The 14,266-nt window shown below is 45.2% G+C and carries 18 protein-coding genes and 1 pseudogene; 5 read left to right on the top strand and 14 right to left on the bottom strand.

Annotation, left to right across the window (positions count from 1 at the left end; genetic code table 11):
- Nucleotides 1-296: 296 nt before the first annotated feature.
- From AWJ19_RS10375 to AWJ19_RS10365, 3 genes are all read right to left on the bottom strand, one after another.
- Entirely contained in the window at nucleotides 297-821 is a 525-nt protein-coding gene (locus tag AWJ19_RS10375; RefSeq protein WP_068723483.1) for a hypothetical protein, read from the bottom strand.
- A gap of 160 nt (nucleotides 822-981) precedes the next feature.
- Nucleotides 982-1,212 (bottom strand): hypothetical protein, encoded by a 231-nt coding sequence (locus tag AWJ19_RS10370; protein ID WP_128083562.1) that lies wholly within the window; start codon nucleotides 1,210-1,212, stop codon nucleotides 982-984.
- Nucleotides 1,213-1,276: 64 nt separating this feature from the next.
- A complete protein-coding gene (locus tag AWJ19_RS10365) occupies nucleotides 1,277-1,828 on the bottom strand; it encodes a redoxin domain-containing protein (RefSeq protein ID WP_068723479.1) in 552 nt (183 codons plus the stop codon).
- A gap of 259 nt (nucleotides 1,829-2,087) precedes the next feature.
- On the opposite strand from AWJ19_RS10365, the gene AWJ19_RS10360 reads away from it, so the two are divergent.
- Nucleotides 2,088-3,191, top strand: coding sequence for a PRK06851 family protein (locus AWJ19_RS10360; protein WP_068723477.1), 1,104 nt, complete (start codon nucleotides 2,088-2,090; stop codon nucleotides 3,189-3,191).
- A gap of 215 nt (nucleotides 3,192-3,406) precedes the next feature.
- On the opposite strand, the gene AWJ19_RS10355 is transcribed toward AWJ19_RS10360, so the two are convergent.
- From AWJ19_RS10355 to AWJ19_RS10300, 11 genes are all read right to left on the bottom strand, one after another.
- Nucleotides 3,407-3,949: a hypothetical protein gene (locus AWJ19_RS10355; RefSeq protein ID WP_068723476.1), complete on the bottom strand. Its 543-nt coding sequence runs from the start codon at nucleotides 3,947-3,949 to the stop codon at nucleotides 3,407-3,409.
- A gap of 66 nt (nucleotides 3,950-4,015) precedes the next feature.
- Nucleotides 4,016-4,378 carry a hypothetical protein gene (locus AWJ19_RS10350; protein ID WP_068723474.1) on the bottom strand — a complete coding sequence of 121 codons (363 nt, stop codon included), beginning with the start codon at nucleotides 4,376-4,378 and terminating at the stop codon, nucleotides 4,016-4,018.
- A gap of 127 nt (nucleotides 4,379-4,505) precedes the next feature.
- The gene (locus tag AWJ19_RS10345) at nucleotides 4,506-4,904 is read right to left on the bottom strand and encodes a hypothetical protein (RefSeq protein WP_068723472.1); all 399 of its coding nucleotides are present in this window, start codon (nucleotides 4,902-4,904) and stop codon (nucleotides 4,506-4,508) included.
- 48 nt (nucleotides 4,905-4,952) lie between these two features.
- On the bottom strand, nucleotides 4,953-5,429 hold the full coding sequence (locus AWJ19_RS10340; protein WP_068723470.1) for a hypothetical protein: 477 nt from the start codon (nucleotides 5,427-5,429) through the stop codon (nucleotides 4,953-4,955).
- Between the two features lie 27 nt (nucleotides 5,430-5,456).
- Complete coding sequence (locus tag AWJ19_RS10335) at nucleotides 5,457-6,110, bottom strand: hypothetical protein (protein WP_068723469.1); 654 nt, start codon at nucleotides 6,108-6,110, stop codon at nucleotides 5,457-5,459.
- 35 nt (nucleotides 6,111-6,145) lie between these two features.
- A complete protein-coding gene (locus AWJ19_RS10330; RefSeq protein ID WP_068723467.1) occupies nucleotides 6,146-6,571 on the bottom strand; it encodes a hypothetical protein in 426 nt (141 codons plus the stop codon).
- 31 nt (nucleotides 6,572-6,602) lie between these two features.
- On the bottom strand, nucleotides 6,603-7,052 hold the full coding sequence (locus AWJ19_RS10325; RefSeq protein WP_068723465.1) for a hypothetical protein: 450 nt from the start codon (nucleotides 7,050-7,052) through the stop codon (nucleotides 6,603-6,605).
- A gap of 331 nt (nucleotides 7,053-7,383) precedes the next feature.
- Nucleotides 7,384-7,836 (bottom strand): hypothetical protein, encoded by a 453-nt coding sequence (locus AWJ19_RS10315; RefSeq protein ID WP_068723462.1) that lies wholly within the window; start codon nucleotides 7,834-7,836, stop codon nucleotides 7,384-7,386.
- Nucleotides 7,837-8,280: 444 nt separating this feature from the next.
- Nucleotides 8,281-8,937, bottom strand: a complete 657-nt coding sequence (locus tag AWJ19_RS10310; protein ID WP_241781681.1) for a DUF1775 domain-containing protein — start codon at nucleotides 8,935-8,937, stop codon at nucleotides 8,281-8,283.
- A 43-nt stretch (nucleotides 8,938-8,980) separates the two neighbouring features.
- Nucleotides 8,981-9,646 carry a response regulator transcription factor gene (locus AWJ19_RS10305; protein ID WP_068723461.1) on the bottom strand — a complete coding sequence of 222 codons (666 nt, stop codon included), beginning with the start codon at nucleotides 9,644-9,646 and terminating at the stop codon, nucleotides 8,981-8,983.
- The gene (locus tag AWJ19_RS10300; protein ID WP_241781680.1) at nucleotides 9,643-10,515 is read right to left on the bottom strand and encodes a histidine kinase; all 873 of its coding nucleotides are present in this window, start codon (nucleotides 10,513-10,515) and stop codon (nucleotides 9,643-9,645) included. The genes AWJ19_RS10305 and AWJ19_RS10300 overlap by 4 nt, the downstream gene beginning before the upstream one ends.
- A 256-nt stretch (nucleotides 10,516-10,771) precedes the next feature.
- Between AWJ19_RS10300 and AWJ19_RS10295 the strand changes: the two genes are divergently transcribed.
- The 4 genes and pseudogenes from AWJ19_RS10295 (at nucleotide 10,772) to AWJ19_RS10280 (ending at nucleotide 14,133) form a co-directional block, all read left to right on the top strand.
- On the top strand, nucleotides 10,772-11,467 hold the full coding sequence (locus AWJ19_RS10295) for a response regulator transcription factor (protein ID WP_068723459.1): 696 nt from the start codon (nucleotides 10,772-10,774) through the stop codon (nucleotides 11,465-11,467).
- Nucleotides 11,460-12,554: a HAMP domain-containing sensor histidine kinase gene (locus AWJ19_RS10290; protein WP_068723457.1), complete on the top strand. Its 1,095-nt coding sequence runs from the start codon at nucleotides 11,460-11,462 to the stop codon at nucleotides 12,552-12,554. The genes AWJ19_RS10295 and AWJ19_RS10290 overlap by 8 nt, the downstream gene beginning before the upstream one ends.
- 113 nt (nucleotides 12,555-12,667) lie before the next feature.
- Nucleotides 12,668-13,530, top strand: a pseudogene (locus tag AWJ19_RS10285) (M15 family metallopeptidase).
- Nucleotides 13,531-13,578: 48 nt separating this feature from the next.
- Entirely contained in the window at nucleotides 13,579-14,133 is a 555-nt protein-coding gene (locus AWJ19_RS10280) for a VanZ family protein (protein ID WP_082707814.1), read from the top strand.
- The last annotated feature ends 133 nt before the right edge of the window (nucleotides 14,134-14,266 follow it).

The following is a 14,266-nucleotide window of genomic DNA, read 5'->3' as shown; positions in this document are numbered from 1 at the left end:
TCTAAATTGTAGCTCCATACCGATCTGGTTTTGAAATGAAAACCTCAACACTGGAGTATTCCAGGATGTTTAATTCTTCATCCTCTGGACCAGGAAAAATCATTTTGTTAGCAATGAGTTTAGATAAATCCATATTAGCTTAATCATCCTCCAAAACATGATCTCATTACTCAACGTCACTTTTTCCTTTTTTTGAAAAGGCCTTATCGTTATTGTCGGTCAACTTCTCATTCCCAACATAATTTCATCACAAGAAAAAAAACTCCTTATGTACTTTAGTAAGAATATCAACTACATCAATACCAAACGCTTTTGAAATATCTCGATAGAACACCTTCCCCTTGAAACCGTTCTTCCAGGACAGCTCGAACCTCTTCAAATTCACCGTCATTTTTGTCACGAGAAATGGGGAGCGACCACAAGTATGAGTATTTATACACTGGTTCATCTGGATCAAGCTTATGTGCCTCCTTTAACAATTCTTTCCCTTTCTCCTCCCATAGCTCATACTCACCAAAGAAATACGGAAACAGTGTAATGATATAACCAAAACACCACAGGAAATCTTCCTTATCCATAAAGTTAGCTAAACCAAAAGCCGTGACCTGATGCAAAAAACTCTCTAACCCATTAAAATCAATATCTATGCCTAATTCCAAAGGACCATCTTCTACAAGGAGATACCAGCAAAAAAAGCCAAGACGGATGGTGGCTTTTACATCGGGATTAAGAGACCAGTGATTAATTAGTAATTCTTTTGCTTCATTCCACTTACCTTGACTTTCTAAGGCATCAACTTCAGCCCAACGCCAATCAATCATAGGAGCACTACCATTCTTCCAAGTTTATTAATCAACAACATCCTGTTTAACCCTAACCGTTACTTTAACAAAATAAGGACAACACCTTGGCAGTTCAACTATAGTTTTCAATTAGCGTAATAATAATGCTTACTTGTATCTTCCTTCATCAATTCTGTTCTTAGCCAATCCTAACTGAGCTTCCTGAGTCGTTTGCTAGTTTTAATTGTCCGGGATGTCGATTCTTGGCTGCAACGATAAATCTTACCCTATCGTCTGCATCACCAGCGAGAATTTCCATGATCTCAACGGGAATTGACTTTTTATGTGCTACCCATTTACGCATATCAGGGTACCCTTTAATTATATCTAACCAAATCTTAAAAGGCGCTTCATCCCATGAAGCTTTCAAGTATTCATCCATATTCTCACTAATTCTTACCTTGCCCGTTACCTTAATGACCAAAACACTTCATTTACTCTAACAGAAGCCCTTTAATTGCCGGCTGTATTTCAAATGGTTCCGTAGTTGTTTCGTATCGGTTATATACTTGTCCGTTCCGGTCGATCAAAAACTTCGTGAAGTTCCACTTAACCCCATCCCCCGCGTATATGGCAGGATACTTTTCTTGCAGGAAATTCTGCATCCATTCACCGTTCGGTGTCTGGGTATCGAAACCTTGAAACGGTGCTTGCTTCGTTAAAAATTCAAATAATGGATGAGCAGTCTGTCCCCTAGCCTCCACTTTCTCAAATAACGGAAAAGTCACTCCAAAATTGTTTTTACAATATTCCTGCACTTCCGAGTTGTTTCCGGGCTCTTTCTCATTAAACTGGTTACACGGAAAACCGAGTATTTCAAATCCCTGTTTAGTATGGTTTTCATAAAGCTTCTGAAGTTCAGTGAATTGGCGAGAATAACTACACATACTGGCAGTGTTAACGATAAGGAGTACTTTTTTGTGGTACATTGACAATTCAACAGTTTTACCATCTATTGTGTTTACTTTAAAATCATAAATAGACAACAGAACCATCCCCCTGCGTTAGTATTCTATAGTGACATAGTATGGTGAATTATCTTATTGGTCTAATATATAAATGCAATTATATCTATAGGAAAAACAAATATATCAAACCAGCTCGTTAACTTAGTGCAGCACTAATATCTTACTCTTCCTTACTAGAGAGTTCTGACTGCTGCCCAGCCTCTGGGCACCTCACAAATACCTGACGCATACTGTAGGGTATAGCCTACCGGGCGACAACGTGAAAGGAAGTGGATGTGTGGTTGCACGGACTTTAAGATATTTTGCAGGCGGCAATACGGCTCATGGTTTCTATAATTTGTTCGAATCGAACCTTCAGGGACTTCAGCGGATCTTCATTTTAAAAGGCGGTCCCGGCACCGGAAAATCCTCTTTGATGAAAACAATCGGCTCGGAGTGGGCTGAGCGTGGTTATGATATTGAGCTGATTCATTGTTCATCCGATAAGGATTCAATTGACGGGGTTATTATCCCGGCACTAAGTGTAGCCATTGTAGACGGCACGGCCCCTCATGTGATTGAACCCAAGTCTCCTGGAGCGGTTGAGGAATATGTGAATCTCGGAGAAGCCTGGGACTCGAGAGCTCTCATCGCCCAAAGGGAAGTCATCAGTGAGCTCAATCAGAGGGTTGCGGATTCCTATAAAGCAGCGTACAGCGGATTTGCAGAAGCTTTAAAGATTCATGACAAGTGGGAAAAGATTTATTTTGCGCACATGGATTTTCACAAGGCGAATCAATTAACAGCCGGGTTGCTGGAGCAGCTTTTTGGCGAAATGAGCATTCCTAAGAGTGCTATCGTTAAGCACCGGTTTCTGGGAGCAGCTACACCTGCCGGGGCGGTTGATTTTGTGCCTAATTTGACCGAAGGGCTGTCCAGACGGTTCTTCATTAAGGGCCGGGCAGGAACAGGCAAATCCACTATGCTTAAAAAAATCGCCGCCGAAGCGGAGAAACGCGGCCTGGATACAGAAATTTACCATTGCGGCTTTGATCCCCATAGTCTGGATATGGTCATTGTGCGTGAACTTGGTTTTGCGATCTTCGACAGCACGAGTCCGCATGAATATTTTCCGGACCGGGAAGGAGACGTGATCATCGATACGTATGAAACCGTTGTCGCAGAAGGAACGGATGAGCGTTATGCCGGACCGCTAGCCGAAGTGAGCACCCAATATAAAGCCAAAATGAAGGATGCCATAGCCGCTCTGGCCGAGGCGAAGGTACACCGGGATCAGTTAGAAAAAATTTATGTCACCGCCATGGATTTCCGCGTAGTGGATGAGCTGACGGACCGTGTACGTAGTGAGCTGTTGGAGTGGTCTGAAAGACGGGAAGGATGAATTGGTGATAACAGTACTTGAACAAAAAGTCTTTTACGGATACCACTTTAGGTTTAGAGGATACGAAGTTAATGAAGATCCAACTACATTCCTATAAATGCTGAAAGTAAAACAGAAAACAATATGTAATTCTGAGATCTAAACGAGACCGGGAATCAGATAATACCATTATGGAATACCAGTCCCATTTGATTCCCTTCTTTCTTTTATAAATTTTATCTCGTTAAACCTAATTCGACCGCTAGAACTCTATTATTTTTATCAAAATAATATTCTACCCACTGCTCATCATTAGAATCCCCGTCCCGGAAACCGCTTGAATCTTCTTCAACGATTTTAAATATAGATTTGCGGTAGGCTTTTTCCACTTCCTCTCTTGTAGAGCCAACACCAATATTATGTTTACCAAATCGGTATGTATCAGAAGTGATTTTAACATATGTAGCGGCTGGAGAAACACTGTAATCATAGTTGCCATCCCTATCCTGAACCAATGAGTTATTTATTTCATACCTAAAGATAAGGCCCGGATATATATATTTCACATAATGATCATGTTCATCTGTTTTTGCTGGTTCTCCCAATTCTTTGATCATCGTTTCGTATTTATATTCATAATGATACTTTTTATAGCTTAACCCTAGCTTTGTGAAGTAATCAGGTTCATAAATAGAATTATCTTCGTCCGTATGAGTCATGATCACTCCTGCAAGTATGGTAATTATTACAGCACTTAATATAATCCCTATTTTTTTCACAAGTTACCTCCAGAAAATAAATTCTTTATTGATTATGTGTAATTCCATTAGCTTTACTGAACTAGGTTACATCAGCTCCTGGCCTATGATTTCAAATGCGATCTGACTGCAATACAAGCTAAAAACATTATGTTCATATTCAACAACCTTGTACCTTAGATCCTCCAGCTGGTCTTCAGAAATATCTGTGATATCAAGATATAACCAGCATATCAATCCCGTTAGATCCCCTACTTTCAGATCCTCCACTCCTGTAAATGTTATCGATAATTGTTCATCATAATCAAACGTTGATTGGGCTAGAGTAATTTGTAGAGACGTCTGGAATCCTTCTATTTCTGTACCACGTGATAAATTAAATGAAGTTAAATAACCGAAGTTCCTTTTTGCTTGATCAAAATCGGATATGAGAGCTTTGTATTTGTTCATTGTACATATTCTCCTTTAATTATTCGCAGTATGAACAGTATAAACAGATCAGGGACCTTGATAGATCATAATTTCACGCTGATTTTCTCATAGTACTTTTTGACCATCTCAATACATCAGCGGACTATCAGACTCTACGCTTAAATAAATTAATGAACTGATTCACCAATAGTCCGAGAAGCAAACCTATAGTCATATCGTTAATAAAAACCATCTTGATCACAAATCCAAACTCAATAGTCTCACCCATAATCCAAGAAATCACAGTGACAATAAGCCAGAAAACAACATTTCCAAAAAATACTATTAAACAATGACGGATCAGGTTTTCTCTATGATGAATAGTAATTGGAATTGATAATAATATAATCAATAGAAAATCCAGATTAAAATATCCATAATCAACAACTCGCCCTAACGTTTTGTAATCGTGGTTATATGCATACATAGATAATTCCATATACAACATAAAAGCAACAGGATAGAGCACCGCTGTAATTATTGAAGTATAGATCGGCTTTTTCATTTATTTGCTCCTTAATCGCCTTGGGTGCGATGATTTCAGCTTTTTGTTTTAAATATGAATCCCGCATTTCAAATACTGTGCTTTGATCATGTCATTATACATTTCCTCTGTCAGCACCTTGACTCCCTGATCCAGAAACGGCTTTAAGCTTCTCCCCAGTAGCTTTTGAAAATCCCCCTCAAAATTCTCAGTAACCATTAATTCAATAGTCTCTGGGCTTTCAACTACACTAAGCTTGAATTTCCATGAGTCTATATCTTTATTTTTCGTCAAAACTAGCGCTTCGATCAGGAAACTCCATTCTATTTCTAAAGCCTCCTGAACACTTTTCGGGCGGAACCACTCATGTTTATATTTCCCTATAAATTTTTCTATAGCGTTCGAATACTGCGGATCAGATTCATGAAGATTATATTCCAAATATAAAAACTCATCCCTGCCTGCAAAAGCAAACACGAGCTCCATCAAGAAACTCGAACTATCTTCTGACGCCGGAATAATATTACTCAGATAATGAACGTTCATTAGCCCGTTCCCCTTCTTACTAATATTTCACATATAATCAAGCGCCAATGCTTGGCACGCAAAACCTAACCGACAGATACATTCAATCAGTTCCATAATAAAATAATCAGTAGCAATCTGACTGTTTCTGAAGGTTAGCGCGTATCCATATTTTTCACGGGAATAATCAGCCACCCCTTGTTCATACAGAAATCCAGCTAACAACCCACCTGTTGTTCCCAGCAAAAATAATGTTAAATCCTCTTCACTTGGACGGGCCTTATATGTATGTATAAATTTTAAAATGGCTTGAAAACAGTTTGATCTATAGCTCTTATCATCAATAATTTGATTTATTTTCTCATTAGGGATGCACCACGGAAAGCCTAATACTTGTTCTGCATTCAGTTTATTTGTCAGCAGGGCGGTAATGTCAAAATAAATCTGATTATTTACAGAGATACTTTTATCAACATCCTCATCCCTGTATTCTTTGTTCATTAACTCAATTAAAGTAAAATTCCATAGTTTGATAGCAAAGGTATGTCTGATTCCGTTTGTCTCAATCATCAGCTTTAATTGCTGGTCAAGAAATTCGATATTGATTTCCTTTGACGGTCTATTTGCAAAAAAAGTGTTCTTCTCGTTGGCTATCTTATACTCTGGGAATTCACTCGAAAAATTGATGTTGTGGATGTTCATCTGTAAATCCCCTTTGCTACTTCTACTCGCGCATATCAGTCAATCAAAACCTTAACGCCCTGTTCCAGAAACGGTTTGAGCTTTGTTTTGAGCAGCTTCTGAAAGCTACCCTCTTCATACTCGGTAACCATTAATTCAATGGATTCCATGCTTTCCACTACCAGAAGCCTGTACTTGCATGATTCCATGTCTCTATCTCTTTCCAGTACGATACAATTAATCATAAAATTATTACCTATAATCGATTTAGCTTCTTCTTTGTCCTTGGGACGATACCAGATCCGGTTAACCGAGTCTTCGAAGTTCTCAACGTTCTTATAAGGAAATGAATTTATGTACGAATAACCATACTCGAAATACAACTTATCCCCTTCTTCAAGAAAGCCGTATACAACACTCAACAGGAAATCCATACCGTAACTACGTCCTGTAAAAATATTATCCAGATAATATTTTGGCATTCGGCTCTCCACCCTCACCAATCGCAAGTTCTTAATCCAATTGTTCACACTGTACCCGCTCAACCCGCAATCCTGCATGTTTAAAGACTGGCAATATTCTTTCCAAGTACCAGCTAAAATCAGTAATATCTATATCACCCTGAGTTTCAATACTTTTTCTGGCTATAGACAGATTGAATCCGATCTGATTCGTGCTAAACATCAGCATATCGCATCCGATTTCAGAATCTCTCCGTAACAGCTGGATGCCCACGATTTCTCGTTGTGCCTGCTTCGTTTCAATGATATTCATGATATGGGCGCTATCCACTGCTTCACTCAGCCAGTTAAAATTGTCGCCATCACCTAAAGGCAGAAATGTGACTTTCCCGTTGCGGCCTGTGTAATCCCAGCCTTCTTTTGCAAACTGCCGGATTAAGTCCACGGCTGATAAATTGGCGTTACTGCTTAAATGAATATCAATCCATGCGGATATGGACAAGTTCCATCCTCCATCCCAATTTACAGTCCAAAATACTCACTAAGCTTCAATTGCTAGCAGGTTTTAACTTCTCAAAGTACTGCTGCCGGTACAGATTTTCTATTACAAATACTATTTCCTCTTTATTCACTGCACTAACCAGGATCAAATTTGGATCTATTGAATAGAAACCGTAATTCTCAACTTCCGATTCAAAATCCTGTTGAAGACGAACACTATCATAGAACAATACATTAAAAAGCCCATCCGCTAATTTTACATAGACATCATTTCGGAAGCCCTTGTTCACAGCCTCATACTCTACAAGTTCCGTATCCTCTAAAAATATACTTTAACCTCGCTCATATTGATCTCCTGTTCTATATTCCAAGTGCTGCTTCCAACCAAGATACGTTAGTGTACCTGCCAACAAACATGCTACCGGGACGCCAATGAATAGAGAATTAGATACGATCGCCGATAAAATAGGGGCATCTCCTTGCAGATTAAAGATCACCTGCTCCGAACCATAGGAATAAATGATAAAAGAAAACAGAACAGCCGGGATGTACAGCAAAAGGCTTAAGGTACCCGGTTTATTTTTCTTAACGGCATCGTAAATGATTAAGACAATTTCCACTAAAAATAGAATGATCATTTTGTTCTGAATTTTTCTGATCTCATCAAAGACAAAAGTCGGAACTTCCCAGCCTGGCCCCGTTTGCGTAACAGAGAGTAATTTAAAAGATAATATCAGCAGAATTAGAATCCCGACATACCTGCATCGATAAATAATGGAATTCATTCAAACGCTCCTTCATCCACCTCAACTTTTTACATTTCACCGAAAATCATCACACATCAAAACTCTTACCTCCAATTGCACTTCATACAATAGAACTTAATAAAATCACTATGATAAAACCGATCTATTGCATTTTATACATTAGAATCTTGCATTATTGGCTTTTTCGTCTCGATCCCTTGTAATCAATTGTATGAAATACAATAGAATGAGATTTAAGTCCACTCATAGCTGGTTCTGTTGTACAAAATACAACCAGCACCCTCATGCTTCACTACCACACTCCACATATTACCAATGTATCCAATCCCCGATCTTTACACAACAAAAAACTGCGGACACTCCATCCCAGTACAGGACAAAGCCATCCGCAGTTACTTATCTTTTAACTGTTATTCCGTTGTTTTTCCCAACAGTTCGTCTATCCGGTTTTCTCAAACCGCCTTACTCCTTCTTCCCCCGCAGCAGTGCAACCGCCGACAGCAGGAAGGCCAGCAGAGAGATCCCCAGGGTAATATACACCATTGGCGAGGTGTTTCCTGACTTTTCTGCGTTCTCCATGATTGCCTCATGCTCATCCATCGTCATGGAACCGGAGTGTGCCGCACCTGTTCCCCTGTGGGAATGGCTGTCGTCGCCGGCTGCGGCCTGGACGATCTCTGTGATAGAGTGTGGCGTATCGCTGCCTTCTTCACCGGACCACTGGACCAGACTGCCGTCAGCATAATGCTGGTAGGCATCCCAGGCGATATCGCCGGCGGTATCCGGGTTCTTGGCTGTGAAGGTGAAGCGCTGGAACTGGCCGGCCAGAATGCCGTCCCCGGAAGCGATCCAGCTGATTTTGTTACCTTCGACGGTTACTGTCCAGCCGGGCACAGCTTCATATTGCTTGAACTCGGCGCCTTCCGGCATGCGCAGGTCGATTTGTGTGGTGGCAATGTCTTTTTCCGATGGTACCTTGAGCGTATAGGTCTCCCACGCACCTGTGGTGGATTCAGCTGGTGATACAGTTACATGAGCACTGGCTACCGCGGCGAATAGTGATAGTGCAGCTGCCATCGGGGCAGCGAGTGTAAGCAGTTTACGAAGCAGTTTATTCAAGTTGGTTCCCCCTCAATGGATGTTCTTTATCTTCTGTTATGATTTATCTTTTGCGCGGAAAATCCCGCTCCCTCGGGGCCAGTCCCTGCTCCAGGGCATAACGGGTCAGCTGCGTGCGGTTCTGGAGCTGCAGCTTCTGCAAAATATTTTTTAGATGGTTTTTGACCGTGTGCTCGGAGATCCCGAGTGTGGCTGCAATCTCCTTATTTGTGGAGCCTGAGGATACACAGCCCAGTATTTCCTTCTCGCGCGCCGTTAATGCTTCCCGCTCCTCCTTGACCGAGGTTACAGCAAACTCCTTCAGAATCTGAAAAGCCAGCTCCCGGCTCAGCGGAACCTCCTCGCTGACAATCGCCAGCAAATATTCAATCCAGGTTGACGGGGCCAGATTCTTCAGCAAGTATCCCTGTGCGCCCTGCTTCAGCGCTTCGAACAGATAAGAAATTTCGTCCGAGACGGTAACGATGACGATCCGGACATACGGATATTCCAGCTTGATGCGCCTCGTCGTCTCCAGCCCGTCCATTCCAGGCATTTCAATGTCGATCAGGATCAGGTCCGGCATCCACTGCCCGGTCATAACAATGGCCTCAGCTCCGCTGCCCACTGCCCCGATTACTTCAAAACGTTCATCCAGCGATACGATTTCTGTCATCGCTTCACGCGCATGCGCATGGTCATCGACGATCATCACCCGGCAGTGGTTCATCTGCCAGCCCCCTTTCGCAATTTCCACTGTCGTTCCGTCCGGCCGGACCTCAAGCTGAGATGCCAGCCCATACTTTCCACCCGTTCCCGCATAATCTGCAGACCATAGCTGCCGGCCACCTTAAAAGGGTCTTCATACTCTATTCCGGCACCGTCATCGGCTACACTTACCTTCCAGCTGTCCTTATCGCCTGCAGCACTAACAACAACCCGGCCGGCACGCGTATGCTTGCGCACATTGATAATGGCTTCGCGGATGCAGGACAGCAGCTCGGCCTGTTCTTTACTGTTCAGTGCATCCTCCGGCAGATGCCAGTCCAGCGAGACATCAATCATCACCTCTGCGGCGATTCTGCCCAGCTGCTCCTGTACGGACCGTTCCAATGAAAAATCCGCACTGCCCGAGACTGGCACCTTCAGGCTGGCGATCGCCTGGCGCACATAGCGGTTGACCTCATGCACTGTTTTTTTAATCTGATCCACGTTCTCTGTACTGACTGTGCCGTTCTTATGATTCTGCTCCAGCCGGTCAATCCGGACGGACAACAGAAACAAAGACTGCGCCATCCCGTCATGCAGCTCCTTCGCCAGCCCCTCCCTGGCCTCCATTGCCGAGGTAGCCGCCCGCTTCTGCTCCAGCTCCAGCTGATTGCGCTCCATCATCCGGAACAGCGGCAGCAGCAAAACAATGCTGAACACAAATACAAGCACCGGCGTTAAATAATTCCCCATATCCATGGAAATGTACGGCATCAGAAACTGGTGGCGCACAAACTCCCAGATCCCGACCATTAAAGTGGGTATCAGCAGAATCAGCAGCTTAATTCTTGTATACGTTGCCGTCCCCTCCTCAAATCCTGTTTCTAACACTATCACTGTCCGCCAGTCCCCGGCATGACTCTTTCGGGCTATACCTTAACATTAAATGTTACAAAATTAAGTATTTCAAAAATACTCTGACACACTCTGCAGACCGTCTGGCCATCTGCAAATCCGGTGTTTTCTACGCACACCTATTCTATTATTCACGATTCCTGTTCGCGAAACAACTTCCGATAAGGTACACTAGGAGCACAGCGCTGTAATTGCGCGTACCCAAGTTCATTTGTACAGGAGCGAATACGAAATGAAACGGATAACGATCCTTATCGCCGATGACGATGCGGAAATTGCCGATCTGGTAGCTCTGCATCTGGAAAAAGAAGGCTATCACACGGTCAGGGTGACCGATGGCAAAGCCGCAGTCCAAGCCGTGCAGTCCCGCCATATTGATCTGGCGGTGCTTGATATCATGATGCCCGGGCTGGACGGGCATGAGGTGACCCGGCAGATCCGGGAGCAGCATCAGTTGCCGATTATTTTTCTGAGCGCGAAGACCTCGGACCTCGACAAAATCACCGGTCTCGTCATCGGAGCCGACGATTATATGACCAAGCCGTTTAACCCGATGGAGCTGGTCGCCCGGGTAAACGCGCAGCTGCGCCGCTTCATGCAGCTTAACCAGCCGCAGGCAGAACGCAAGCCGGTGCTGGAATCTGGCGGGCTGGTCATTGACCCGGACCGCAGGACGGTAGAGCTGTTTGGCAACAACATTGAGCTGACGCCCAAAGAATTCGATATTCTGTACCTGCTGGCCAGCTACCCCAAAAAGGTATTCAGCGCGGAGAATCTGTTTCAGCAGGTGTGGGGCGAGGCTTATTTTGAGAGCGGAAATACCGTTATGGTCCATATCCGCACCCTGCGCAAGAAGCTGGGCGAGGAGCAGGACAAGAATAAACTGATCAAAACCATATGGGGAGTAGGTTATACATTCAATGGCTAGACGGTTTCGCAGCTTCCGCTTCCAGATGATTTTCCTGCTCACGCTGAGTATGCTCTGCTCCGGCATCTTGACCTATGCGCTGTACAAGATGCTGCAGCAGTATTATACCGCTAACGTCTTGGCCGAGGACCCGCTGGCCCGCTTCCGCTATATGATCGGCAACATCGGGGACCTGAATTTTTTTCTGATCTTTTTTGTCCCGCTGGCCCTTGTCTTCTTCTACTTGTTTACACAGCCCTACGCCCGCTATTTCCGTGAAATCTCGCAGCAGATCCGCCAGCTGGCCGAAGGTAACTTCAGCAGCCGGATCATCATCCCCTCGAAGGATGAGTTCGGGGATATTGCCGCCGACCTGAATCTGGCCAGCGGCAAGCTGCAGCAGGCCGTGGAACGCGGGGATTTTGCCGAGAACAGCAAGGATCAGCTGGTGCTCAATCTGGCGCATGACCTGCGCACCCCGCTGACCTCAGTGCTTGGCTATCTCGATTATGTGCTGAAGGATGAGGAATTAACTGCCGAGCAGGTCCGGCATTATACCTCGATTGCCTATACCAAATCGCGGCGGCTGGAGCGGCTGATCGATGAGCTGTTTGAGCTTACCCGGATGAACTACGGCATGCTGAAGGTGGACAGCAGCCCGCTCGATTTGAGTGAACTGCTCGTCCAGCTGCATGAAGAGCTGTACCCGCTGCTGGACAACAACGGGCTGACCGCCCGGCTGGAGCTGGCTCCCGCCATGGAGATTCAAGGCGACGGGGAGCTGCTGGCCCGCGTATTCGAGAATCTGCTGACCAATGCGGTCCGGTACGGCAAAGACGGCCAGTACGTGGATATCAGCTGTAATGCTGAAGACGGACAGGCAGTCGTCCGGGTAACCAATTACGGGGGCAGTATCCTGCCTGCGGATTTGCCTTATGTCTTTGATATGTTTTATACCGGCGACCGGGCGCGCAGCCATCAGGAGGGCAGCACGGGACTAGGCCTGTTTATCGCCAAAAACATAGTCGAGCAGCATAAAGGCACCATTTCCGTACACAGCGATCCTGTTCGTACAAGCTTTGAAGTCAAGCTGCCGCTTGGTTTGTAAGCAGACTCCAGCCTTTGCCTTACCCTTTTTTTAAGAAAAAATTTATTTTTCCCCCGCTTCTTTTTAAACGCTGCTCCTTATTCTTGAGTTATCAGGACAAGGAGGAAGCCGGAATGAAGAAGCGGGTTTTTTGTGCGGTTATGATTGCATTGCTGGGATGGGAGGTGCTGCATCAATATACGGGGGCTGATGAACGGGTAAACAGGCTGCAACCGGTACAGGTCATGAATGGAGACAACAGCCGATCTGATCTGACTGCTATTTCCGCAAGCCGGATCTACCAGGGCAATCTGCTGCTGGTGAACAAGGATTATGCGTTGCACCCGGAGGGGATACGTCCGATATTATCAGCCTGGTAGAGCACGGGGAGCTGACTGCCGGCTACGCGCTGCTTGATAACAGCATCCAGCTGTCCAAAACAGTTGCCACGCAGTTCGCCAAGATGATAGAAGCAGCAGGCGGGGACGGAGTCAGCCAGTTTTTGATCAGCAGCGGCTACCGCGATAAGGACAAACAGAAACAGCTCTATGAGGAAAAAGGAGCAGACTATGCCCTCCCGCCAGGCCACAGCGAGCATAACCTCGGCCTGTCCCTGGACATCGGGTCCTCGCAGATGGAGATGAGCCGCGCACCTGAAGGACGCTGGCTTGAGGCCAACGCCTGGGATTATGGCTTCATCCTGCGTTATCCCAAGGACAAATCGGACATCACCGGCATCCAGTACGAGCCCTGGCATTTCCGCTATGTCGGCTTACCCCACAGCATAATTATGCGCGACAAAAATTACACGCTGGAGGAGTACCTTGATTATCTGAAGGAGCAGCAATCGGTTACGCTGAAAGTGAAGGGGATCGTATACAACATCTCCTATTATCCCGTTACCGGCAGCAGCACCTTTATCCCTATACCTGCCGGGCAGCAATATGATATATCCGGTAACAACATGGATGGAGTAATCGTAACCTCACACCCGTAATATCCGGTCTCACCGGAAATCCGTCACCTTGCAAAGGAGAGTCATCCCATGGACCACACCAGAGTAATGCGCGAAAAAAAGACTGCTCCAGCAGAGCGTGCAGCGCAGCACCCGGCCGCTTTTGCCAAGCTCCGTTCAGCCGGTCTGCAAGCCTTATTCGCTGTCTATATTTATGTACTTTTCAAAATCATCCTGTTCAAGTTCAGTCCGATCGACTTCCGGTTTCTGTGGCACCAGCTGCAGCGCAGCCCGGACACCACCCTGCGCCAGCTGCAGCTGGGTAACTTCACTCCGCTGGAAACGGTCTACAATACGTTTGATCCGGTTACTGTAACCAAGCTGGTGAACCTGACCGGGAATATCGCGTTATTTATCCCGTTCGGCATATTTATGGCCCTGCTGTCCTCCAACCGGCAAATTACCTGGTTCGGGGTAATGTTACGCTCCCTCGGGCTCAGCGCTGTGCTTGAATGTGCACAGGGACTATTTTCGATCGGAACCTTCGATGTCGATGATCTGCTCCTGAATACTTTAGGCGGCGTGCTGGGCTATTGCCTGTTCAGGCTCTTGAGGGCAGGCCAAAAAGCCCGTCCGTCACAGTAAAGTAGGGGCGGGCAGGTCAAAATGACCAGCCGGTGCAATCACGTAACGGCGGGCAAGTATAGAAGCATCAGAAATATGTACCAAGGCGCCTGCCGGGAAGTTAATGAAGTAACTCCGCAGACTGTTGCGGATT

Source organism: Paenibacillus sp. DMB5 (assembly GCF_001517085.1).
Lineage (GTDB): Bacteria > Bacillota > Bacilli > Paenibacillales > Paenibacillaceae > Paenibacillus_AQ.
Note: the sequence above shows the minus strand (reverse complement) of the source record. Positions and strands in the feature narration are given on the sequence as shown.

Excerpts from the sequence above, each read along its gene's own strand:
- AWJ19_RS10350 (WP_068723474.1), bottom strand. The coding sequence starts at position 4,378 with ATGAACAAATACAAAGCTCTCATATCCGATTTTGATCAAGCAAAAAGG.
- AWJ19_RS10330 (WP_068723467.1), bottom strand. The coding sequence starts at position 6,571 with ATGCCAAAATATTATCTGGATAATATTTTTACAGGACGTAGTTACGGT.
- AWJ19_RS10280 (WP_082707814.1), top strand. The coding sequence starts at position 13,579 with ATGGACCACACCAGAGTAATGCGCGAAAAAAAGACTGCTCCAGCAGAG.
- AWJ19_RS10290 (WP_068723457.1), top strand. The coding sequence starts at position 11,460 with ATGGCTAGACGGTTTCGCAGCTTCCGCTTCCAGATGATTTTCCTGCTC.
- AWJ19_RS10295 (WP_068723459.1), top strand. The coding sequence starts at position 10,772 with ATGAAACGGATAACGATCCTTATCGCCGATGACGATGCGGAAATTGCC.
- AWJ19_RS10340 (WP_068723470.1), bottom strand. The coding sequence starts at position 5,429 with ATGAACGTTCATTATCTGAGTAATATTATTCCGGCGTCAGAAGATAGT.
- AWJ19_RS10345 (WP_068723472.1), bottom strand. The coding sequence starts at position 4,904 with ATGAAAAAGCCGATCTATACTTCAATAATTACAGCGGTGCTCTATCCT.
- AWJ19_RS10315 (WP_068723462.1), bottom strand. The coding sequence starts at position 7,836 with ATGAATTCCATTATTTATCGATGCAGGTATGTCGGGATTCTAATTCTG.
- AWJ19_RS10305 (WP_068723461.1), bottom strand. The coding sequence starts at position 9,646 with ATGAACCACTGCCGGGTGATGATCGTCGATGACCATGCGCATGCGCGT.
- AWJ19_RS10335 (WP_068723469.1), bottom strand. The coding sequence starts at position 6,110 with ATGAACATCCACAACATCAATTTTTCGAGTGAATTCCCAGAGTATAAG.
- AWJ19_RS10375 (WP_068723483.1), bottom strand. The coding sequence starts at position 821 with ATGATTGATTGGCGTTGGGCTGAAGTTGATGCCTTAGAAAGTCAAGGT.